At 70.8% G+C, this 20,771-nt stretch carries 23 protein-coding genes; 7 read left to right on the forward strand and 16 right to left on the reverse strand.

Annotation, left to right across the window (positions count from 1 at the left end):
• Positions 1–5: 5 nt before the first annotated feature.
• Complete coding sequence (locus tag N1032_RS00700; protein ID WP_259536818.1) at positions 6–968, reverse strand: zinc-ribbon domain-containing protein; 963 nt, start codon at positions 966–968, stop codon at positions 6–8.
• A gap of 65 nt (positions 969–1,033) precedes the next feature.
• Positions 1,034–1,702 carry a phosphoribosyltransferase gene (locus N1032_RS00705; protein WP_259536820.1) on the reverse strand — a complete coding sequence of 223 codons (669 nt, stop codon included), beginning with the start codon at positions 1,700–1,702 and terminating at the stop codon, positions 1,034–1,036.
• A gap of 29 nt (positions 1,703–1,731) precedes the next feature.
• On the opposite strand from N1032_RS00705, the gene N1032_RS00710 reads away from it, so the two are divergent.
• On the forward strand, positions 1,732–2,328 hold the full coding sequence (locus tag N1032_RS00710; RefSeq protein ID WP_259536821.1) for a hypothetical protein: 597 nt from the start codon (positions 1,732–1,734) through the stop codon (positions 2,326–2,328).
• A 64-nt stretch (positions 2,329–2,392) separates the two neighbouring features.
• On the opposite strand, the gene N1032_RS00715 is transcribed toward N1032_RS00710, so the two are convergent.
• Complete coding sequence (locus N1032_RS00715) at positions 2,393–2,605, reverse strand: hypothetical protein (RefSeq protein WP_259536822.1); 213 nt, start codon at positions 2,603–2,605, stop codon at positions 2,393–2,395.
• A 336-nt stretch (positions 2,606–2,941) separates the two neighbouring features.
• Between N1032_RS00715 and N1032_RS00720 the strand changes: the two genes are divergently transcribed.
• Positions 2,942–3,334, forward strand: coding sequence for a hypothetical protein (locus N1032_RS00720; RefSeq protein WP_259536823.1), 393 nt, complete (start codon positions 2,942–2,944; stop codon positions 3,332–3,334).
• A gap of 7 nt (positions 3,335–3,341) precedes the next feature.
• Here the strand turns inward: N1032_RS00720 and N1032_RS00725 are convergent, their stop codons facing one another.
• Positions 3,342–3,554, reverse strand: a complete 213-nt coding sequence (locus N1032_RS00725) for a hypothetical protein (protein WP_259536824.1) — start codon at positions 3,552–3,554, stop codon at positions 3,342–3,344.
• Between the two features lie 189 nt (positions 3,555–3,743).
• Between N1032_RS00725 and N1032_RS00730 the strand changes: the two genes are divergently transcribed.
• Positions 3,744–4,337, forward strand: coding sequence for a GIY-YIG nuclease family protein (locus tag N1032_RS00730; RefSeq protein ID WP_259536825.1), 594 nt, complete (start codon positions 3,744–3,746; stop codon positions 4,335–4,337).
• 7 nt (positions 4,338–4,344) lie between these two features.
• Here N1032_RS00730 and N1032_RS00735 read toward each other — a convergent pair whose 3' ends face one another.
• Positions 4,345–5,325 carry an EamA family transporter gene (locus N1032_RS00735; RefSeq protein ID WP_259536826.1) on the reverse strand — a complete coding sequence of 327 codons (981 nt, stop codon included), beginning with the start codon at positions 5,323–5,325 and terminating at the stop codon, positions 4,345–4,347.
• 107 nt (positions 5,326–5,432) lie between these two features.
• On the opposite strand from N1032_RS00735, the gene N1032_RS00740 reads away from it, so the two are divergent.
• Positions 5,433–5,990, forward strand: a complete 558-nt coding sequence (locus N1032_RS00740) for a CGNR zinc finger domain-containing protein (protein ID WP_259536828.1) — start codon at positions 5,433–5,435, stop codon at positions 5,988–5,990.
• A gap of 255 nt (positions 5,991–6,245) precedes the next feature.
• On the opposite strand, the gene N1032_RS00745 is transcribed toward N1032_RS00740, so the two are convergent.
• The 9 genes from N1032_RS00745 to N1032_RS00785 all read right to left on the reverse strand — a co-directional run bounded on the left by N1032_RS00745 (position 6,246) and on the right by N1032_RS00785 (position 14,810).
• Entirely contained in the window at positions 6,246–7,226 is a 981-nt protein-coding gene (locus tag N1032_RS00745) for an NADP-dependent oxidoreductase (RefSeq protein ID WP_259536830.1), read from the reverse strand.
• An 82-nt stretch (positions 7,227–7,308) separates the two neighbouring features.
• Positions 7,309–8,073, reverse strand: a complete 765-nt coding sequence (locus N1032_RS00750; RefSeq protein ID WP_259536831.1) for an ABC transporter permease — start codon at positions 8,071–8,073, stop codon at positions 7,309–7,311.
• Positions 8,070–8,882, reverse strand: a complete 813-nt coding sequence (locus tag N1032_RS00755) for an ABC transporter ATP-binding protein (RefSeq protein WP_259536834.1) — start codon at positions 8,880–8,882, stop codon at positions 8,070–8,072. The genes N1032_RS00750 and N1032_RS00755 overlap by 4 nt, the downstream gene beginning before the upstream one ends.
• Before the next feature lie 26 nt (positions 8,883–8,908).
• Positions 8,909–9,274, reverse strand: a complete 366-nt coding sequence (locus tag N1032_RS00760) for a DUF1048 domain-containing protein (RefSeq protein WP_259536835.1) — start codon at positions 9,272–9,274, stop codon at positions 8,909–8,911.
• A gap of 2 nt (positions 9,275–9,276) precedes the next feature.
• Positions 9,277–9,657, reverse strand: coding sequence for a PadR family transcriptional regulator (locus N1032_RS00765; RefSeq protein ID WP_259536836.1), 381 nt, complete (start codon positions 9,655–9,657; stop codon positions 9,277–9,279).
• A gap of 175 nt (positions 9,658–9,832) precedes the next feature.
• Positions 9,833–10,486: a DUF1697 domain-containing protein gene (locus tag N1032_RS00770; RefSeq protein ID WP_259536837.1), complete on the reverse strand. Its 654-nt coding sequence runs from the start codon at positions 10,484–10,486 to the stop codon at positions 9,833–9,835.
• A complete protein-coding gene (argG, locus tag N1032_RS00775; protein WP_259536841.1) occupies positions 10,458–11,897 on the reverse strand; it encodes an argininosuccinate synthase in 1,440 nt (479 codons plus the stop codon). Before argG ends, N1032_RS00770 begins: the two co-directional genes overlap by 29 nt.
• 143 nt (positions 11,898–12,040) lie before the next feature.
• A complete protein-coding gene (gene phoA, locus N1032_RS00780; RefSeq protein ID WP_259536842.1) occupies positions 12,041–13,954 on the reverse strand; it encodes an alkaline phosphatase in 1,914 nt (637 codons plus the stop codon).
• A 103-nt stretch (positions 13,955–14,057) separates the two neighbouring features.
• On the reverse strand, positions 14,058–14,810 hold the full coding sequence (locus N1032_RS00785) for a GNAT family N-acetyltransferase (protein WP_259536847.1): 753 nt from the start codon (positions 14,808–14,810) through the stop codon (positions 14,058–14,060).
• Between the two features lie 110 nt (positions 14,811–14,920).
• Here N1032_RS00785 and N1032_RS00790 point away from each other — a divergent pair, with 110 nt between their 5' ends.
• The 3 genes from N1032_RS00790 to N1032_RS00800 all read left to right on the forward strand — a co-directional run bounded on the left by N1032_RS00790 (position 14,921) and on the right by N1032_RS00800 (position 18,312).
• On the forward strand, positions 14,921–15,700 hold the full coding sequence (locus N1032_RS00790; RefSeq protein WP_310795905.1) for a response regulator transcription factor: 780 nt from the start codon (positions 14,921–14,923) through the stop codon (positions 15,698–15,700).
• Entirely contained in the window at positions 15,697–17,421 is a 1,725-nt protein-coding gene (locus N1032_RS00795; RefSeq protein WP_259536848.1) for a sensor histidine kinase, read from the forward strand. Before N1032_RS00790 ends, N1032_RS00795 begins: the two co-directional genes overlap by 4 nt.
• A 138-nt stretch (positions 17,422–17,559) precedes the next feature.
• Positions 17,560–18,312 carry an alpha/beta fold hydrolase gene (locus N1032_RS00800; RefSeq protein WP_259536849.1) on the forward strand — a complete coding sequence of 251 codons (753 nt, stop codon included), beginning with the start codon at positions 17,560–17,562 and terminating at the stop codon, positions 18,310–18,312.
• Positions 18,313–18,317: 5 nt separating this feature from the next.
• Here N1032_RS00800 and N1032_RS00805 read toward each other — a convergent pair whose 3' ends face one another.
• Both N1032_RS00805 and N1032_RS00810 read right to left on the reverse strand, forming a co-directional pair.
• On the reverse strand, positions 18,318–19,967 hold the full coding sequence (locus tag N1032_RS00805; protein WP_259536851.1) for an MFS transporter: 1,650 nt from the start codon (positions 19,965–19,967) through the stop codon (positions 18,318–18,320).
• A complete protein-coding gene (locus N1032_RS00810; protein WP_259536852.1) occupies positions 19,964–20,722 on the reverse strand; it encodes a tryptophan-rich sensory protein in 759 nt (252 codons plus the stop codon). Before N1032_RS00810 ends, N1032_RS00805 begins: the two co-directional genes overlap by 4 nt.
• Positions 20,723–20,771: the final 49 nt, after the last annotated feature.

Here is a 20,771-nt window from a genome sequence, read left to right on the forward strand (position 1 = left end):
CGCGCTCAGCGCAGGTAAGCGTTCACGATCAGGTCGCCCCGGATGCCACGGAGCGTCTCGAGCACCTGGTCGAGCAGTTTCTCGGTCACACCCGAGGTGACGATGTCATGGGGGCCGAGCGCGAGCAGCGGGCGGCACCGGATGCGCACCACCTCCCAGCCGGCCTCGCGCAGCAGGCGGTCTTTGCGCCGGTCGGTGTCTTCGCGCCCGCCGACGTGCTCGAGGCCGAAGCGGCCGACGGTGTCGTATTCGAGGGCCACCGCGAGTTCGCCGATGACGATGTCGGGCCACACCTCGCGACGCTCGAAGAACGGGCGGCCCACCCCGACGGCGTTGACGGTGAGGTCGACGTCGAGGCGCGCGCCGAGTCGTTGACGCAGGTCGGCCTCGACGGCGGAGGCCGGCTTCGGCGCGTGCGCGCTGTGGAAGGCCGTGCCGGGGCGGATGCCGGCCGTCACGGGGTGCTTCGTGGTGCCTGGCCTGTGCGGCAGGCCGGAGCGTGGCCGCCCGGAGCCCGCTGCGGGCCTCGCCGCCGAGCGGGCGGGCGGGCCGGGGCGCTCGCCCGCGGAGGCCGACGCCGATGCCGGCAGCGGTGCTGGGGCCGGTGAGGTTGGCGGTGCAAGCGCCGGTGCTTGCCCCCGGGCCGGCACGGGGGGCCGCCGCGGAACGGCGAGCTCGGCGCACACCGGGCACCACGCCGATCGCCGGCGCGTGCGCCCGGGGCGACCGCGCTGCTCGTCGGGCGTGGCCACGAAGAGGTGGCCCGCGTCGCATTGCCAGGTGAGGTAGACGTCGGCCGCCGGAGGAATCTGGCTCAGCGTGATGTCGCGGTTGAGGTCGGGGTGATATTGCCGCACGAGCATGGGGTAGCGCGCCCAGGCGCTGCGGTAGGTGCCGATGGCGTAGGGCACGGCCATGCCCTTCGACCGCTGCCGGCGTTCCCACCACGCCTCGATGCTCTCGGGCACTGCCGCTCCGTTCTGACTCTCCAGCCGAAGACTAATCGGGCCCACCGACACCGACATGGCCGGGCTCACCGTCTGACGCCACCGCCGGCCTCCGCCAGCGCACGCACCACCTCGTCGTCGTCGACGGGCTCGAAACCGGCGTAATACCGCCCGACGGCCCCGAACGGCTCGAGCGCGAGCGGGCAGACGATCTCGTGGGGTGCTCCACCGGTGCCGTCGAGCGCGAGCTGGCGAAGAGCGGATGCCGCGGCCACCGGCACGGCGAGCACCACCCGCGCGGTCCCCCGTCGCCGCACCGCGCGGCACGCCACGCGGGCGGTCGCGCCGGTCGCGACACCGTCGTCGACCACGACGGCAACCCGCCCATCGAGCGGCTCGGCTGCTCGGCCTCCGCGCAGCAGCGCCGACCGCGCGAGGAGCGTTCGCCGCTCGCGCAGCTCCACCAGCGCCAGCTCGTCGGCGGCCACCCGGTGGCGCGCGATGAGGTCGGTGTCGAGAGAGCGGATGCCGCCCTCCGCGATCGCTCCCATCGCCACCTCCGGTGCCATCGGGAGCCCGAGTTTCCGCACCACCACGACGTCGAGCGGAGCCCCGAGCGCCCGAGCCACCTCGGCGGCCACGATCACCCCGCCGCGGGGCAGGCCGATCACGACCACGCCGTCGAGCCGGCGCTCGGCCAGCAGCCTCCCGAGCCGGCGGCCGGCCTCCCGGCGGTCGGAATATCCGTTCACCACGGCCGGCCGCCGTGCCGTACCGTGTGCTCATGACCTCGCCCCGCGCCCGCACCGCGTCGACGTGGCGGCGCCGCATGCCCGCCCGGGTCGCGGGATCGGCGTCGTCGTGGTTCTTCGTGTCGCTCGGCGCCGGGTTGCTGTTCGCGGTCACCGCACGGGTGATGGCGGTCGGCGGCAGCTGCGCCAGCGGAGGGCCCTACGAGATCGCGGTGCCGTGCCCGCCGGGAGTCGAACTGCTCGTTCCGCTCGCGCTCGTGTCGGCGGCACTCGGAATCGTCGCGATGATCGTGTTCGCGCCCGACTTCGGGGTGTCGCTCATCGGGTTCGGCTGGCTGCTGCTCTTCGGCGGGCTGGGCGTGTTCTTCTTGCAGGCGTTCTTCGGCTTCGGCGACCCGGTGGGGCTGATCGTGGGGATCGTCTTCGTGGTGATGGGCGTCGTGCCGCTCGGTTATCTGCTGTTCACGGTTCCGCGGGTGGTGTTCCTCGGCCGATCGGATGCGCGCGGCCGGCTCTACGCGCCCGACGGCAGCCAGCACGCCGGCGCCTCCGACTACGTGTTGAGCATCGGCATCTGGCTGCTGGCCTCGGCCGCGGGATTCGCGGTGGCGGCGGTCGCTGCCGGCTGAGGCGGCGGCGACGAGCGGTGCTCGAGCGGGCGTGACGGCCATGGCGCGAGGGGCGGCATCCGGGTCAGGTGGTGGTCTCTCGATGCCGTAGCTCGGCGTCGATCATGGGCGCGAGCCACTCGAATCGCATCGAGAGGTCTTCGGTCTCGTCGAGGCGCACCCAGATCTCGGTGATCGTGTCTTGCAACTGGCGCAGGTCGTCGTTGCGCATGCTGCGGAAATCGATGGTCTCGTAGCCGGCCGCGGTCGCCAGAGCGACGAGCTCCGTTTTGATCATGGGTGACTCCATCGTCGGATCCATGTTGCGGTTGCGTCGTGCCGGCCGCCCCGGGGCCGGACGATGGGCTTCAGACTATGCCTCTGACGCGACGGAGGGAACCACCTCACCGTCTCGACACCGGCGCCGGATGAGGCCTACCCTGAGAACCACAGGACTTTCAGATCTCAGCCTGGACCTCGCGTTTCTGGCGTCCGCTGCACGGATCGAGGTCGCCATGTTCACACCAATTCGCCCGCAAACCCGTCTGCATTCCGCTCGCGCGCATTCCGCCCGCTGCACGGAGCCGTCGCCGCCCGACAGGAACGATCCGCCCGGGCTGTGAGCGGGTGCATCATGTCAGACCGTGACGCCGCCGAATCGCCGGCCACGCGGGAGGTGCGGGCCCGATGGCGGTTCGCGCGATGGCAGATCGATGTGGGGGAGGGCGACGAGCTGATCGCGACCAGCACGCGCGACGTGCGTCGACTCGCCGAAGATCTCGCCGAGGGGCTCGCCGAGGGGCTCGCCGAGGCCGACGTGCGCCTCACCTACGTGATGCCGCAAGACGTGGCCGTGTGCCTCGCCCGCGCTGAGCAGTGCGATGCGCACGGACTCGCGAGCGTCGCCGCCGTCGAGCGCCGCCGTGCCGCGCGACTGCTGAGGTCGAAGCGCATGACCGCCGACGACATCGCCGAGGTGCTGGGCGTCGACGTCGACGAGGTCGTGCGGCTCATCGGCCCCGCGTGAGCGCTCGCTACTCGGTCTCGTTCTCCTCCAGCAGGCGCCTGATCCGCCAGTAGCGACTCTCGTAGTCGTCGGAATCGCGCGGCTGATGGCGGCGCATGTCCTCCACGATCTCGATGAGCCGGCGCAGCTGCTCCGACGTGATCTCATCGAGACGGATCTCATCGACCGGCGTCACCAGCGCCATCGCTGTGACGTCATCGGTCCAGTAGTTGTCAGTCATCCCCGCTCCGTGCTCCGTCGGTCTCGCGGTCAGGCGGGGTCTGGGCTGCAGCGAGAGTTGCGTCAAGGGTAGACGCGGTGCGCGGCGGTGTCGAGATGTGGGCGTGAAACCGGCGCGGGATGCGCGGTGCCGGGGGGCGCAGCGTCGGGGGTGCGGCGTAGGGTTCGAGACGAGCGGCGGGAGGTGGGCGTGACGACGGCAGAGAAGCACGACGCCGTGGCGAGCCCGGGTCGGTGCTGCATCGTCGAGGCGGGGGGCAGCGCGTGCGGGCGCGAGGTCGAGGCATCCGCACCGCTCGCGCTGTGCACGCGACACCTGCTGCAGGCCTACGAGCACGTCGTGGGTGAGGTGGGGGTGACGGATGTCGCGCCCGTTCCCTGCGCGGCGTGCGGTTCGCGGCTCGGGGTGCACTACCCCTCGGGGTGGCTGTGTGCGGTGTGCGAGTGGAACCTCGGCGATCGCCCCGACTACGATCTGGGGGCCGGGCGGGTCGACGTGGTCTACTACATCCGTCGTGGTGACCTCATCAAGATCGGCACGTCGAGCAACCCGCGCGGGCGGCTCGCCCAGCTGCTCTACGACGAGGTGCTCGCCTTCGAGCGGGGCGACCGGGCGCTCGAGCAGCACCGGCACGCGCAGTTCGCGGCGCATCGGGCCGGCGGCGAGTGGTTCGAGGTGAACGACGAGTTGCTCGAGCACATCCGGGTGCTGAGCGCGGGCGTGGGCGACCCGTGGAACCTGCACCGGCGGTGGGTGAGCGAGCGAGTGGCGTCGGGGCGGTGAACGCGGCCTACACGTCGCGCGCGACCGCCGCCGGTTCGGGTGCGAGATCGAGCGGCGCACCCTTCTCGCGTTCGAGGCGCACGAAGATCACGCCGGCCACGATGAACGCGCCGCCCAGCGCCTGCAGGATCGTGGGCACCTGGCCGAGCAGCAACCACGCGAAGAGCACGGCGAACAGCACTTCGATCAAGCCGACGAACGACGCCACGCGCGAGCCCAGCCGCACCGCCCCCAGCAGGCTCGACAGGTAGGCGAAGGCCGTGGCGACGAGCACGATGACGCCCATCGGCACCATCCACGACACCTGGCCGAAGCCCGGCAGCACCACGTCGTCGAACGACGCGGTGAAGGGCAGCAAGCCGGTCGCCCCCACTGCGGCCAGTCCGGCCGCGCCGATGAGCAGACCGGCGCTCACCAGGGTCACCGGGGGGAGGTCGCCCGACGGCATCGCCGAGATGAGGTAGTAGCCGGCGAGGCAGACGGCCGCCGCCAGGGCGAAGATGAGGCCGAGCAGGTCGATGCCGCCGTCGCCCGAGGGGTTGATCACGAGCGCCAGTCCGATGATGCTCAGCACGGCGCCGACGATGGTGAGAACGGCCGGAGGTACCCGGGTGCGGGCCCAAGCCAGCAGCACGAGCAGGATGGGCGCGGTGTACTCGATGAGCAGCGCGATGCCCACCGGCATTCGCTCGATCGACGCGAAATAGAACACCTGGGCCCCGACGACGGCGACGAAACCGTAGGCCAGCAGCAGCTTCCAGCTCTCGGCGAGCAGCCGGTAGCGCCCGCGCAGTGCGACGAGCGCCGGGAGCAGCAGCACGAGCCCACCGGCACCGGCCCGCACGGCGACGGCGGCCGAGGGCGACCAGCCTGCGTCGAGCAGCGGCTTGACGAACGGTCCGCTGGTGCCGAAGGCGGCCGCGGCCGCGATGGCGAAGAGCAGCCCGGTGGCACGACGAGCGCCGGTGTGGGCGTGGTGGTCGCTCATGGCGCCTCCTGGAGGAGTCGGTCGTGCGGTGCGGGGGTTCACTCGCCTGTCAGGAGTGAAAGCTATTACGCTAATGACACTACCGACCCACGAAGTCAGGAGTCAACATGGTCTTTGCCTATGACACCGAGGCGACCCTGGTGTTCGCGAGCGCCCTCGTGAACACCCTGCCAGGCGCATCCCATTCGCGCGACGACGAGCTGACCGATGTCGACTCGCTCGAACGGCTGCTCGACGGGCACGAATACTCTGGCCGACGCGACCACGACGAGGCGGAACTCGACGAGGTGCGCGCCCTGCGGCGGGAGTTCCACCGGTTCTGGGAGGTCGACCGCGACACCGCCGTCGAGCTCGTGAACCGCATCTTGCGCGATGCGAACGCCCTGCCGCAGCTGGTGCGCCACGGCGACTGGGACTGGCACCTGCACGCCACGGCAGCCGAGGCCCCGCTCGCCACGCGGATGCGGGTGGAGGTGGCGATGGCGTTCATCGACGTGATCCGCACCGACGAGACCGACCGTCTGCGCGAGTGCGAGGCATCCGACTGCGACGCCGTGCTGATCGACCTCTCGCGCAACCGCTCGAAGCGCTACTGCGACGTCGGCAACTGCGGCAACCGCATGAACGTGCTGGCCTACCGCGCCCGTCAGGCCGCCGAGGCCTGACCCGGCCCGAGTCGACCTGGCCCGGCCCGAGCCCCGAGTCTGGGCCCGTGCCCGACCTGGCCCGGGGGCGGCGGCTGCCCCCACGTTCGGGAGGCCACTTGGCCGTCGGGAGGCCGTTTCGGCCTCCCGAGGCGCGGGTGGGCGGCCAACGGCCTCCCTCCCGCAGCCAAACGGCACCCCTCCCGCGGCCACCCGACCTCCCGCGCCGGGCGACACCCACCCCTCGCCGTTCGCGAGGCACGTCGCGACTGCCCGTCAATCCCGGGCGTCGGCCACATCTCTGGCCTTGAGCGGCCGGTAGGTGGAGACGGGGTGGGTGCCGAGCACCACTTTTCCGCGCGAGTGCAGCTTCTGCAGATCGGCATAGGCGAGACCGACGTCGCCGATCGGGTAGAAGCCCGAGATGAGCAGGCTGAACGAGTGTTTCTCGGCCAGATCGACCAGGGTCTGCAGCTGACGCGTGCCGTGCGCCACCGACTCGGGATCGTCGCGCAGCAGGGCGAGCTCCCGGTCGCGCCGGTCGGCGCTCGACCGGTAGCGGGCATCGGGCACGTCGAGCTCGCGGGCCAGCTCGTGGCCGTTCTGCCCGTAGTTGTCGATGAACGCCGTGATGCCCTTGGGGGCGGCCGCGCGGATGCGGTCGGCGATCCCCTCGCCGTACTTCACCGGCACGATGCCGAGCTGTCGCAGGTAGTCGAAGTTGCGGTCGCCGCAGGTTCCGATGACGGTGGCGCCCCGGGAGCGGGCGATCTGCGCCTCGATGCTTCCGACGGCGCCCGCTGCCGCCGAGATGACGACCGTGTCGCCCTCGCCGATCCGCAGGTCGTCGAGGGTGTCGAGCGCGGTGACTCCGGCGAGGTAGAGGCCTCCGGCGGTTTCCCAGGACACCGCCGCAGGCTTTCGCACGAGCGCGGCACCGGGCACGGTGAGGTAGGTGGCGTGCGCTCCGCACCGCACGTGCCCCACGACATCCGTGCCACGACTGAATCGCTTGTCTTCCGACGCCACCACCACTCCGGCGAAGTCGCTGCCCGAGCCCCGAGGGAACCCGTCGGCCCAGTCGGTCTCGGTGCCGCTGCGGATGAAGGCGTCGATGTGACTGATGCCGGCGGCCATCACCTCGACGGTGACCTCTCCCGGTCCAGGTGGCGGCAGGGGCCGAACGCGACTCTGCAACACGTCGGCATCGCCGGGGTGGTCGTATTCGATGACACGGGTCTTGTCGGGCTTCTTCACCGCGACCACCTCATCCTTCGGTTGCGCTCAGGCTACGGAGTGCAACCGAAGGAGTCCAGCGCTTTCGCGGATCCGTGCCCGCTCAGCTGATCTTGCGGCGGTAGCGCACGATGGCCAGGGCGTAGGCGACGACGAGGATGCCGACGAGCCAGGCCAGCGCGATCCAGATGTCGGCGCCCACGGGCTCTCCGGCGAACAGGGCCCGGATGGTGTCGACGATCGAGGTGACGGGCTGGTTCTCGGCGAACCAGGCGACCGGCCCCGGCATCGAATCGGTGGGCACGAAGGCCGAGCTGATGAACGGAAGGAAGATCAGCGGGTAGCTGAACGCGCTGGCCCCGTCGATGGTCTTCGCTGAGAGGCCCGCGATCACGGCGATCCAGGTCAGGGCGAGGGTGAACAGCACCAGGATGCCGACCACCGCGAGCCAGGCCCCGAACGACGCTCCCGTGCGGAAGCCCAGGATGAACGCGACGCCGGTGACGATCGCGACCGACACGAGATTGGCGGCGAGCGAGGTGAGCACGTGGGCCCAGAGCACACTCGACCGCGCGATCGGCATCGACTGGAACCGCTCGAAGATGCCCCCCTGCATGTCGAGGAAGAGCCGGTAGGCGGTGTAGGCGATGCCCGACGCGATGGTGATCAGCAGGATGCCGGGCAGCATGTAGTCGACGTAGGACTGGTCGGAGCCGGTGCTGATCGCCCCGCCCAGCACGAACACGAACAGCAGCATCAGCGCAATCGGTGTGACAGCGGTGGTGATGATGGTGTCGGGGCTGCGCAGGATGTGGCGCAGCGAGCGACCGGTCAGAACGCCGGTGTCGCTGAGAACGTGGGTGGTCATCGGAGGTCCTTTCGTGACGGCGTGACGGTGGCGGATGCGGCATCCGGTTCGCCGACCAGCGACAGGAACACGTCTTCCAGCGACGGCTGCTTCTCGACGTACTCGACCTTGGCGGGCGGCAGCAGCCGCTTGAGCTCGGCGAGGGTGCCGCTCTGGATGATGGTGCCGCGGTGCAGGATGGCGATGCGGTCGGCGAGCTGCTCGGCCTCGTCGAGGTATTGCGTGGTGAGCAGCACCGTGGTGCCGCGGCCGGCCAGCTGTTTCACCGTCTGCCACACCTCGATGCGGGCCTGCGGGTCGAGTCCGGTGGTGGGCTCGTCGAGGAAGATGATCGGCGGGTTGCCGATCAGGCTCATGGCGATGTCGAGGCGCCGCCGCATGCCTCCGGAGTAGGTCGCGGCCTTGCGGTTGCCGGCGTCGGTGAGCGAGAACCGGGCGAGCAGGTCGTCGGCGATCGCTCCCGGACTCTTCAGGTGGCGCAGCCGGGCGACGAGCACGAGGTTCTCGCGGCCGGTCAGCACCTCGTCGACCGCGGCGAACTGCCCGGTGAGGCTGATCGACTCCCGCACGTCGCCGGGTTGGGTGGCGACGTCGAAGCCGTGCACGGTCGCGCTGCCCTCATCGGCCTTGAGTAGGGTCGACAGGATGCGCACGAGGGTGGTCTTGCCGGCTCCGTTCGAGCCGAGCAGGGCGAAGATGCTGCCGGCGGCGACGTCGAAGTCGACGCCCTGCAGCACATGCAGGTCTTTGAACGACTTGGTGATGCCCTGCACCCGGATGGCGGGTTCGAGGGCGTGGTCGGTGGTCATGATGGTTCTCCGTTTCTCGAACGGCCTCACGCCTCGGCGGCGGTGGCCTGATCGATGGCGTCGGTGAGGCGTTTGCGTTCTTTGTCGATCCATTGGGTGCCTGAGTAGGCGCGGGCGAATTCCTCGGCGAACTCGACGGGGTCGTCGCCGACGATGGCGCGCACCGGTGTGCCGTCGACCGCCGCGCGCTCCCAGAGGTCGGCATGGTCGCCGATCATCGTGACGAGCGTGTCGCCGTCGGTGACGCCGGCGTAGTAGAGGAAGTAGCGGTTGAACGCTTTCGCAGCGGCGCGGTAGGGCTCGGGAAGAGCCTCGACGCGGGCCATCGACTGCTTGTACTGCTTCTTCTGCTCGAGTGACCCGGTGAGGGCTTCGATCCATTTCACGGCCATGATTACTCTCCTTCTTCGCGCGGCTGATCCGCGCTCTCGTTCGGGTGGGGGTGGTTGTCGATCTGGTGCTGCAGGTGCTCGATCCGGCCGGCGAGAAAACTCCACGACCGCCAGAATTCCTCGAGGTATTCGGCCCCCGAAGCGTTCAGCGAATAGACCTTGCGCGGTGGGCCCTTCTCCGACGGCACTTTCGCCACGTCGACGAGCCCCCGTTGCTCGATGCGCACCAGCAGCGCATACACGGTGCCCTCGACGATGTCGGAGAAGCCCTGATCGCGCAGCCTCGCCGTGATCTCGTAGCCGTATGCCGGCTGCACGGCCAGAATCGCGAGCACGATGCCCTCGAGCGTGCCCTTGAGCATCTCGGTCATCTGCTTCGCCATGGCGCCCTCCTCATCTACTCGGTGTTGCTGACTACCAGTAGATAGTAACGCCAACTACCGGTACTTAGCAAGAGCGAATACCGACGATGTGCCGAGGCGCGCGAGGGCGCGCGAGGGTGCGCGACGCCGGCAAGCAAGGCGCCGGCGGGCGAGGGGGATCGCGTGCGCGGGAAGGCTAGAGCAACTTGCGCAGAGTGCGGAGATTGCGGGTGGTGGTCGACGACTTGAGGGCCGGCCTCGCCAGGTGTTTCGCCAGCGCGGTGTCGACGCTGTGGCCCTTCGGCACCTCCCAATAGAGCACGCCGTCGCCCGGCTCGGCGCGCTCGCCGTCGGTGGCGGGGTCGAGTTCGGCCGCGAACCGCGCCACGTCGCGCAGCACGGCGGCATCCGACCCGAACACCACGTAGGGCTGCATGCCGTCGACCTCGTCGTAGGGGAACGCGTCGACGATCGCCGCCAGCGCCGCGTGCTCGACCAGCACGATCCAGACGTCGTAGCCGAAACGGTCGCGAAGACCCAGCTCGATCGTCTGCTTCACGGATGCCGCGGCGCGCGCCGACCCGGAACCCGCCGAGCCCGAACCCGCCGACCCCGAAGCCGCGTCCGCGGCATCCGTGTCGAACAGCACGTTGCCCGAGGCGAGCACCGTCTTCACGGCGCCGAACCCGAGCTCGGTGAACAGAGCGGCCAGGTCGGCGCTCCTCACGGTGACGCCGCCGACGTTCACCCCACGGAGGAGGGCGACGTAGCGGGTCATGGCACGAGAGGCGGCCGGATGCGGTGAGCCGACGAGGCCGGGATCAGTCGGTTCCGGCGTCGAACGCCGCACCCTCGGAGGCCAGGTCGGTCGCCCGCTCGAGCGCCTCGTCGGCGGCCGTGCCCGGCGCGCTCTCGAAGATCTCGTCGGCCTCGCCCTGCTCGAGCTCGCCCACCAGGGCGGCCGTCGCGCCGCCGACGATGCCGGCCGCCGCGTACTGCTCGAGGCGGGCGCGGGAGTCGGCGATGTCGAGGTTGCGCATGGTGAGCTGGCCGATGCGGTCGTCGGGGCCGAAGGCGGCGTCGCCGACACGCTCCATCGAGAGCTTGTCGGGGTGGTAGCTGAGGCCGGGGCCGGTGGTGTCGAGGATGGTGTAGTCGTCGCCGCGGCGGAGCTTCAGCGTGACCTCGCCCGAGACGGCCGAACCGACCCAGCGCTGGATCGACTCGCGCAGCATGAGCGACTGCGGGTCGAGCCAGCGGCCCTCGTACATCAGGCGGCCGAGCCGGCGGCCCTCGGCGTGGTAGTTGGCGATGGTGTCTTCGTTGTGGATGGCGTTGAGCAGCCGCTCATAGGCGATGTGCAGCAGGGCCATGCCGGGCGCCTCGTAGATGCCGCGGCTCTTGGCCTCGATGATGCGGTTCTCGATCTGGTCGCTGACGCCGAGGCCGTGGCGGCCGCCGATGGCGTTGGCCTCGAGCACGAGGGCGACGGCGTCGGTGAACTCCTGCCCGTTCAGGGCGACCGGGCGGCCGGCCTCGAAGCGCACGGTCACGACCTCGGTGGCGATCTCGACGTCGTCGCGCCACGAGGCCACACCCATGATCGGCTCCACGATCTCGAGGCCCGAGCTCAGCTCTTCGAGCCGCTTCGCCTCGTGGGTGGCGCCCCAGATGTTGGCGTCGGTGGAGTAGGCCTTCTCGGTGGAGTCGCGGTATGGGAACCCGCGCGCCACGAGCCACTCGCTCATCTCGGTGCGGCCGCCGAGCTCCGAGACGAACTGCGAGTCGAGCCAGGGCTTGTAGATGCGCAGGCGCGGGTTCGCGAGCAGGCCGTAGCGGTAGAACCGCTCGATGTCGTTGCCCTTGTAGGTGGAGCCGTCGCCCCAGATGTCGACGCCGTCTTCCTTCATCGCGCGCACCAGCAGCGTGCCGGTCACCGCGCGCCCGAGCGGCGTGGTGTTGAAGTAGGTCTTGCCCCCCGAGCGGATGTGGAACGCACCGCACGCCAGCGCCACGAGGCCCTCTTCGACGAGCGCCGCCTTCGCGTCGACCAGGCGGGCGATCTCGGCACCGTATTCGAGCGCGCGGCCCGGCACCTTGTCGATCTCGGGCTCGTCGTACTGCCCGATGTCGGCCGTGTAGGTGGCCGGCACAGCGCCCTTCTCGCGCATCCACGCGACGGCGCAGGAGGTGTCGAGACCTCCGGAGAAGGCGATGCCGACGCGCTCGCCGACGGGAAGACTGCTCAAGACCTTGGACACGACATCGATTCTACGGGGGAGTCTCCCACCGCCTTAACCGGGCCGCGGACAACGACAAGCGTCGCGCCCACCTCCTGCGAATACGAGGTTGGTGAACGCGACGCTTGTCGTTGTCCGCGTGATGCGGGCTTTGAGGGCCGGCGTCAGGCCGCGTGGTGCCGGCGACGGCGCTGCAGCACGAGCACCGCGCCCGCGGCGAGCAGCAGCCCGCCGAGCACCGCGATGGGGGCCACGACCGCACCGGTCGACCCGAGAGCCGAGGCGCCCGAGCCGCCGGAACCGCTGCCCGAGCCGACGATCGCGGCCGGCGCCGTCGTCGTGGGCGCCGGGCTCGACGGGTCGGCCGCGGCGACCGCGAACGCGACCGTCACGACCTTGCCGCTCTGGCGCCCGGTGAGCGTCAGGCTGTAGCTGCCCGGCTCGGTCGGTGCGGTGAAGGTGTAGCCCGCCGTGCCGTCGATCACGTCTTGCGAACCGAGGTCGGTCGAGCCGACCTCTGAGCCGAGCTGGCGGTCTCCGTTGAAGCCGGATGCCGCGAGGTCGAGTTCCGCGCCGGGCTCGACCGTCGTCGCCGACAGCGTGGCCTTGGCACCCGAGCTGAGCGACGCGGTGTCGCGGTTCAGCTCCAGCGCGTTCGCCATGGTGAAGAAGTTGTCGCTCTGGTCGGTCAGGCCGACGACCTGGGCTGCGCCCGGGCCGTAGGCGGCGATGCGCAGCTGGGTGCCGGTGTGCTGCTGCGAGCCGCCGAGTGCTGCGGTGCCGTAGGACACCTTGAGGGTGGTGCCGTCGACCGTGGTGAGCGCGGCGCTGAGGCTGGTCGGCGGGGTGGAGTCGACGATCTGGCTCGAGTGGGCGTGGTCGGCGGTGACGATGACGAGCGTGTTGCCGTCGGCCTCGGCGAAGTCGAGGGCCGCGCGAACGGCCTCGTCGAGGTCGAGGGTCTCACCGATCTGGCCGCAGGCGTTGGCGGCGTGGTCCTGCTTGTCGATCGAGGCGCCCTCGACCTGCAGGAAGAAGCCCTTGTCGTCGTCGCCCGTGTTCAGCAGGCCGATGGCCTTGTCGGTCAGCGACTCGAGCGAGAGGCCCGTGTCGAGGCGCTCGGGGTTCGGCTGGCAGGTGACGGGAGCGGCATCCGCGCCACCGACGGTCGCCGGCGTGGGCGCGTAGCGGGTGGGGAAGTTGCCCGGCGTGAACAGGCCGAGCAGCGGCTCGGTCTGGTCGGCCTTCGTGACGGCGGCGAGGCTCGCGGCGTCGTCGGCGAGCTGGTAGCCGCGGTCCTCCGCCTGGGCGAAGAGGGTCTCGCCGTTCCACTGGCCGGCCTTGGCGGTCTGCTCGAAGCTCGCCGAGCCGCCGCCGAGCGTGACGTCGGCGCGGGTGTCGAGCAGCTGCTCGCTGATCGAGCCGAGGCCGCCGTTCACGAGGGCGTCGTCACCACAGGTGGCGCTGTCGGGGCCGTAGCAGCTGCGGGCGTCGACGTGCGCGATCTGAACCGCGGGCGTCGCATCCTGGATCTCGGCGGTCGACACGTTGCCGGTCTTCAGCCCGTTGGCCTTCGCGATCTCGATCAGGGTGTTCTGCGGCGCGCCGTTGATGTCGACCGAGATGGCGTTGTCATAGGTCTTCGTGCCGGTTGCCCAGGCCGAGCCCGTTGCTGCGGAGTCGGGCACGTAGTCGGGCTTGCCCTTGATGTCGCCGTCTTTGAAGAGCGAGTAGGTCGTGTACTGACCGGTGAGCGGCAGGGCGTCGATGCCCGGAAGGGACCCGGCGGCGCCGTAGGCGTAGTCGCGGGCGATGGTGATCTCGGAGTCGCCCATGCCGTCGCCGATGAGCAGGATGACGTTCTTGGCCGGGCCGTCGACGATCGAGTCGCGCAGCGCCTGCGCCTTGGTGTCGTTGTCGGTCGAGTTGCGGGTCGCGCCGCCGTTGACCGACAGGTCGTCGCCGGTGTCGGCGAAGGCCGCCGCCGGAAGGCTGATGCTCGCGGCCGCGAGAAGGGCCGCCGAGGCGATGATCAGCGAGCGTCGCCGACCCCCGCTGGTGTGTGCGTTGAACGCCATTTCGTGCTCCGTGCTCGTGAGGACGGCACCCGCCCCGGATGCCTCGACCAGCCCATCGGCCGAACACGAAACCCAATTGAACTCCCGGTGGCCGGCAGGTGAATCACCTGTGGCGAGTGCCTCGATCGGGCGCAGCGCGGTGAAGCGATTCGCCCTCGAGAGCGACCGCCGCCTCGTGGGCGCCCCGCGCGAGCAGGAACACCGCGTCGGCGGGCGTCGCACCGGCGTGCGGCGCCTGCACCTCGACGAAGCCGAGCCGCTTCGCCAGCGCGACCGACGGGATGTTGCGGCGGTCGGTGACGGCCGTGACCCCGCGTGCCTTGACGACGCCGAACGCGAACTCGAGCATCGCGCGGGCGGCCTCGGTGGCGTAGCCGTTGCCGGCCTCTGACGGATCGAGCACCCAGCCGATCTCGACCGAGCGGTCGGCCGGCCCGACCGCCCTGAGGTGCAGCGACACGTCGCCGATCAGCCGGCCGTCCTTCTCGATGGCGAGCGCCAGGAAGTCGTTCGTCTGCCACAGCCGCGTGTGGCCGGTGCGGTCGTGCAGGTGGCGGGCCGACAGGCGCCGGTCGCGCCGGGGCCACGGCAAGAACCTCGACACCTCCGGGTCGGACTGCAGCTCGAACCAGGCGTCGGCGTCCGACATCCGGTGCGGGCGCAGCACCAGCCGCGCGGTGCGCAGAACCGGGGCGTCGAAGGGCCGCTCCGTGCGGGCACCACGGGTGAAGCGGGGGCGCCGGATGCCGGCCGACGCGAGGGCGTCGCGCAGTCGTCTAGGCAGGGGTGACGCGCGGCCGGAGGACTCGCTCGCCGGCCAGGTCGTCGGGTGCCGGAGGGCCTTGCTGTGGGTCATGCGGCGACGTTACGACCCGTGCTCAGGTGTCTGATGTGCAAACATTTGAGGTCTCTATGAATCGGGTCGTTTCGTGGAGCCGCACGCGCGAGCGAGCGAACAATGGAGAAATGGTGGATTCCCCTGTCTCTGACGAGCTCGTCAGTTCCGGGCGCCGCCGAGCGGTGCTGGCGAAGCTGCCGCGCATGTACCGCGCCGACGGCACGGCCATCCGCGTGCTGCTCGTCGACGACGAGGTCGCCCTCACCAGCCTCGTCTCGCTGGCCCTCGCCTACGAGGGCTGGGTGGTGGAGGTGGCGCACGACGGAGCGAGTGCCCTGCAGCGCTACCGCGACCAGCGGCCGGACGTCGTGGTGCTCGACATCATGCTGCCCGACACCGACGGCATCCGGCTGCTGAAGCAGCTGCGGGAGGTCGAGCAGAGTTCACCCACCCTCTTCCTCACCGCTCGCGACTCGGTCGACGACCGCATCATCGGCCTCACCGCCGGGGGCGACGACTACATGACCAAGCCGTTCAGTCTCGAAGAGCTCGTCGCCCGGCTGCGTGGCCTGCTGCGGCGGTCGATGATGACCACGTCCGACGAGGATTCGCGCATCGTGGTGGGCGATCTGCTGCTCGACGAGACGAGCTACGAGGTCAACCGGGGCGGCGACCCGATCGCGCTCACCACCACCGAGTTCGAGTTGCTGCGCTACCTCATGCGCAACCCGCGGCGGGTGCTCTCGCGCGCGCAGATCCTCGACCGGGTCTGGAACTACGACTTCGCGGGCAAGGCGAGCATTGTCGACCTCTATGTCTCGTATCTGCGCAAGAAGATCGACGCGGGCCGCCCGTCGATGATCCACACGGTTCGCGGTGTGGGCTACGTGCTGAGGCCGGCCGAATGACGGCCAGCCGGGGCTCGTTCGCCGGTGGCCCGGCCGCGCCCGATTCCACCCACCCCTCCGGCGGCCCGCTCGGGCGCCGCCCGTGGAGCCTGCGCCGCCGGCTCGTGGTGGGCACGGCGGCGATCGTGGCCGTGGTGCTGCTCGTGGTGGGCATCGCGAGCGTGGCCTCGCTGAACGCCTCCATCACGAAGGTGGTCGACACCCAGCTCACGGGGTCGATGTCGGCGCTGCGCCATTCGGTCGAGAAGCTGCGCTACGGCAACGGCAACGGTGCGGGCGCGGCATCCGGAACCGGCTCGCAGGCAGGCACCGGCTCGTCGGGCACGGGCACGGGCACAGGCGCGGGCTCGGGCTATGTGAAGCCGTTCGTCGACTACACCGGGCACGGGCCGGGCGCCATCATCGCCCTCGAAGACGACGGTGTGATCGTCGACTCGGCGCGGTTCTCCGAGTCCGACGCGGTCGCTCTGCCCCCGGCGGTGGTGGCCGAGCTCGAGGCCTCGACCCTCACGGCCGGCACGCCCCAGAACATCGATCTGCCCGGTCTCGGCAGCTATCGCGTGACGACCGAGACCGACAGCGAGGGCAACCTGCTCATCGCCGGGGTGTCGATGGCGACGGTGGATGCCGCGGTCGTGCGGCAGACCGTGGTGATGTCGATCATGGCCGTGCTGGCCCTGCTGATCATCGTGTTCGGCGTGATCGTGGTGGTCAGGCTGGCCCTGCGCCCGCTCGACCGCGTCGTCGGCACCGCGGCAGAAGTGGCCTCGATGCCGCTCGACCGCGGCGAGGTCGCCATCACCACCCGCGTGGGAGAGGCCGACACCGACCCCCGCACCGAGGTCGGCAAGGTGGGCGACGCGCTCAACCGGCTGCTCGCCCACGTCGACGACGCGCTCGCGGTGCGGGCCGCGACCGACAAGCGCATGCGACGGTTCGTCACCGACGCCAGCCACGAGCTGCGCACTCCGCTGGCGTCGATCCAGGGCTACGCCGAGCTCACCCGGCAGGACAGCGAGAACCTGCCCGACATCACCGAGTACTCCCTGGCCCGCATCGAGGCCGAGGCCAAGCGCATGAACTCGCTCGTGAGCGACCTGCTGCTGCTCGCCCGGCTCGACGAGGGGCAAGACCTCCATCTCGACGACATCGATCTCGGAGAGATCGTCATCAACGTCGTGAGCGACGCCAAGGCGTCGGCCCCTCTGCACCACTGGACGGCCGACGTGCCCGACGCGCCCGCCCTCGTGCAGGGCGACCGCGAGCGCATGCACCAGCTCGTGCTCAACCTGCTCTCGAACGCCGCCGTGCACACCCCCGACGGAACGGATGTCGCCACGAGCGTGACCCTCGTGACGGGTGATGACGGCCGCGAGTTCGTGGAGCTGCGGGTGAGCGACAACGGGCCGGGCATCACGGCCGAACTCGTGCCCGAGCTCTTCGAGCGCTTCGCGCGCGGCGACTCCTCGCGCTCGCGGCGGGCGGGCAGCAGCGGTCTGGGGCTCGCCATCGTGGCGTCGATCGTCGAGGCGCACGGTGGCACGATCCAGGTCGAATCGGTGGCCGTGCCGACGCCGGGCGCCGCCCAGGGCACGACCTTCACCGTGCGGTTCGAACGCCTCGGGCCGCACCCGGGCGCCGGCCCGAAGACGCCCTCGCGGCCCGAGGGCGCGACCGGCGGCCAGGGCGATCGGCACGCGTCGACGCACGTCGCGCTCTGAGCCGCTGGCCGCGCTGCTCGCGGCGCCGGTCGTCGAGCCGGTCCTCGGGCCGGTCGTCGGGCCGCTCGCCGCGCCCCTCGTCGAGCCGCCCGCCGAGCCGCCCGTCGCGCGCCTCGCTCTCCGTCATAAGCTGTGGCGATGACCTCGCCCGCCGCCCGCGCCTTCACGCGCGACGGCCGCACGATGCTCATCACCGAGAGGGGGTCGGTCGATGGGCCGACCGGCCGCACCTTCCTGCTGCTGCACGGCATCGGCATGGGGCACCGCTACTTTCGTGAGCTGGCCGACGACCTCGCGCGCAGCGGGCGCGTTCTCGCGGTCGACCTGCCCGGATTCGGCGACGCACCCGAGCCCTCGGAGCCGCTCGACATGACGGCATCCGGAGACTTCATCGCCGACTTCATCGAGGCCGAGGGCATCGAGCGCCCGGTGCTCGTCGGGCACTCGATGGGGTCGCAGGTGGCGGTCGAGGCACTGGCGCGGCATCCGCAGCTCTTCGACCGGGCGGTGTTGATCGCGCCGACCGTGAACGCCACCGAGCGCACCCTCTGGCAGCAGGCCGCCCGGCTCGCGCAAGACCTCGCCATCGAGCACCCGCGCGTGATCGGCATCGGGCTCGTGCACTACCTCAAGACCGGGCCGCGGTGGTATCTCAAGAAGCTGCGCACGATGCTGGCGCACCGGGTGGAGGAGTCGCTGCCGCACATCCGGGCCTCGGTGCTCGTGGTGCGGGGCGAGGTCGACTACGTCTGCCCGCGAGCGTGGGTGCAGGTGGTGGCGCGCACGATTCCCGAGGCGCGGCTGGTGGAGATCGCCGGTCGCGGCCACGAGACGATGGTGACGGATGCCTCGGTGGTGTCACGTCACATCGTCGAGCACGTCTCGCGCTGAGCGCGTCAGGTGGTGCGGCGGCGCATCGGCTCCACCTCGGGGCGGGCTGAGGGCTGGGGGGACGTCGGGCGCCCGCCGCCGAGCGAGAGGGTGGCCGCGAACCCGACGGCCAGGAAGGCCGCGGCGGCGAAGGCCGAGTACTTCGTGCCGTCGGAGAAGGCGGCCTTGGCGTCGGTGACGACCCCGGCCATCGAGGCATCGTTCTCGAGACCGGCGATGGCCGCGCCCGAGCTGTCGACGATCTGCGACACGAGCTGATCGCGCTGGGCATCGGGCACGCCGCTGTCGGCGAGGGCCGCATCGAGCTGGGCCGACGCGGTGGTGAACAGCACGGTGCCGAGTATGGCGATGCCGAGCGCCGAGCCGATCTGCCGCGCCGTGCTCTGGGTGCCGGAGCCCTGCCCGCTCTGCTCGACCGGCACGTCTTTCAGCACCACGCCGGTCAGCTGGGCGGTGGCCAGGCCCACGCCGAAGCCGTAGACGAACAGCAACGGGATGAGCAGGCCCCAGGCGGTGTCGGGTGCGATCACGAGGCCGAGGCCGGCGATGCCCACGATCTCGGCGCCGAGACCGACCCGCACGATGACCACGGGCGAGATGCGGTTGCCGAAGGCGCCGGCGAAGCCCGAGGCCACGAACGAGCCGATGGCGAGCGCCACGAGGATGAATCCGGTCTGCAGGGCGTCGAAGCCCAACACGTTCTGCAGCCACAGCGGCAGCGAGAGGATGATGCCGAACTCGCCGAGCGACACGATCATCGCCGCGAGGTTGCCGTTGCGAAAGCTCGGGATGCGGAAGAGGTCGAATGCGAGCATGGTGCTGCGGCCGAGGCGCAGGCGGCGACGGCCCCAGAGCACGAACGCCGTGCCGGCGACGAGGGTGACGGCGAACGAGACGGGCACGGGCGAGAGGGCGAACGGCCAGGTGGCGCCGCCGACCGTCGGTGGCGTGTCGGTCAGCCACCAGCCGTAGGTGCGGCCCTCGATCAACCCGAACACGAGGGTGGCGCTCGTGATCACCGAGAGCACGGCGCCGACGACGTCGACCCGCCGGCCGGGTAGCGGGCGGCCGGTGTCGTCGACGGCGGCGGGTTCGCGCGACTCCCGCACGAACAACAGAATGCCGATGATGATGACGACACCGAGGGGGATGTTGATGCCGAAGGCCCAGCGCCACGAGAAGTAGGTCGTGAGCCAGCCGCCCAGCAGCGGGCCGACCGCGGTCATGCCGCCGATGGTCGAGCCCCACACGGCGAACGCGATCGCGCGCTCGCGGCCGCGGAACGTGGCGTTGATGATCGAGAGCGTGGTGGGCAGCACCATGGCGCCGCCGATGCCCTGGATGACCCGGGCGCCGATGAGCAGGTCGCCCGACTGGGCGAGTGCGGCGAACACGCTCGCGCCGGCGAACACGGCCACGCCGACGAGCAGGATGCGCCGGCGACCGTAGCGGTCGGCCAGCGTGCCGAACACGAGCAGCAGCGCGGCGAAGACGAGCGTGTACGACTCCTGCACCCACTGCACCTGGGTCGACGTGATGCCCAGGTCGTCGATGATCGACGGGATGGCGACGTTGACGATGGTGGAGTCGACGATGATGAGCGCGACGGCGATGCTGATGAACACCAGGCCCAGCCACCGGCGGCGAGCGGTCATGCGCGCGCCTTCCGGGCTGCGGCCACGGCGGCGATGCGGATGACGACGGTCGCCACGAGCACGGCGGCCGCGGTCGCGACGGCCGTCGACGCCACCGGGGCGGAGACGAGTTCTCCGGTGGTGCGCGAGACCGCGAGCCACGCGAGGCCCCAGGCCAACGAGAGCGCGGGAGCCAGCCGGCCCCGGCCGTAGGCGGCGAGGCCGATGCCGGCGAGGCCCGCCACGACGACGACGGCGATGCCCCAGCCGTCGGGCGGCCACGAGAAGCCGTCGAAGCCCGCCACCATCAGTCCGGCGGTGAGGTTGGCGGCGGTCGCCACGCAGACCCAGCCGAGGTAGAGACCGACGGTGCCGTCGAGCACGATCGATTGCACACTGAGGATCCAGGCGGCGTTGAGCAGCAGGGTGACGGCCACGGGATAGCCGAGGGCGCGCTGCCGGGCGCGGGCGGTCTGCTTCGGCAGGAACTGCCACACGGCGTAGGCGAGCAACCCGGCGTAGATGACGCTCCAGATCGAGAACGCCGGACCGGCGGGGGCGATCAGGGTGGAGTCGGCGCCGAGCGCGCCTCCCGCGGCATCCTGGATCGGCGTTCCGCCGGCGGCCCCGGAGCCGACGAACGCGCCGACGACGGCGATCACCGCGCTCGCGGCCACCACGACCTGGCGCACGCGGTCGCCCGGCCGCACCGGGCCGTTCGCCGCGGAGTGGGGGCCCTCGTCGGGCCTGGTGCTGACATCGGCTGGCTGGGGCATGGCGAGTCCTCCGGTTCGCGTCTCGGACAATTCGCTAACCAGCTTAGTT

It is taken from the genome of Herbiconiux daphne, assembly GCF_024979295.1.
Taxonomy (GTDB): domain Bacteria; phylum Actinomycetota; class Actinomycetes; order Actinomycetales; family Microbacteriaceae; genus Herbiconiux; species Herbiconiux daphnes.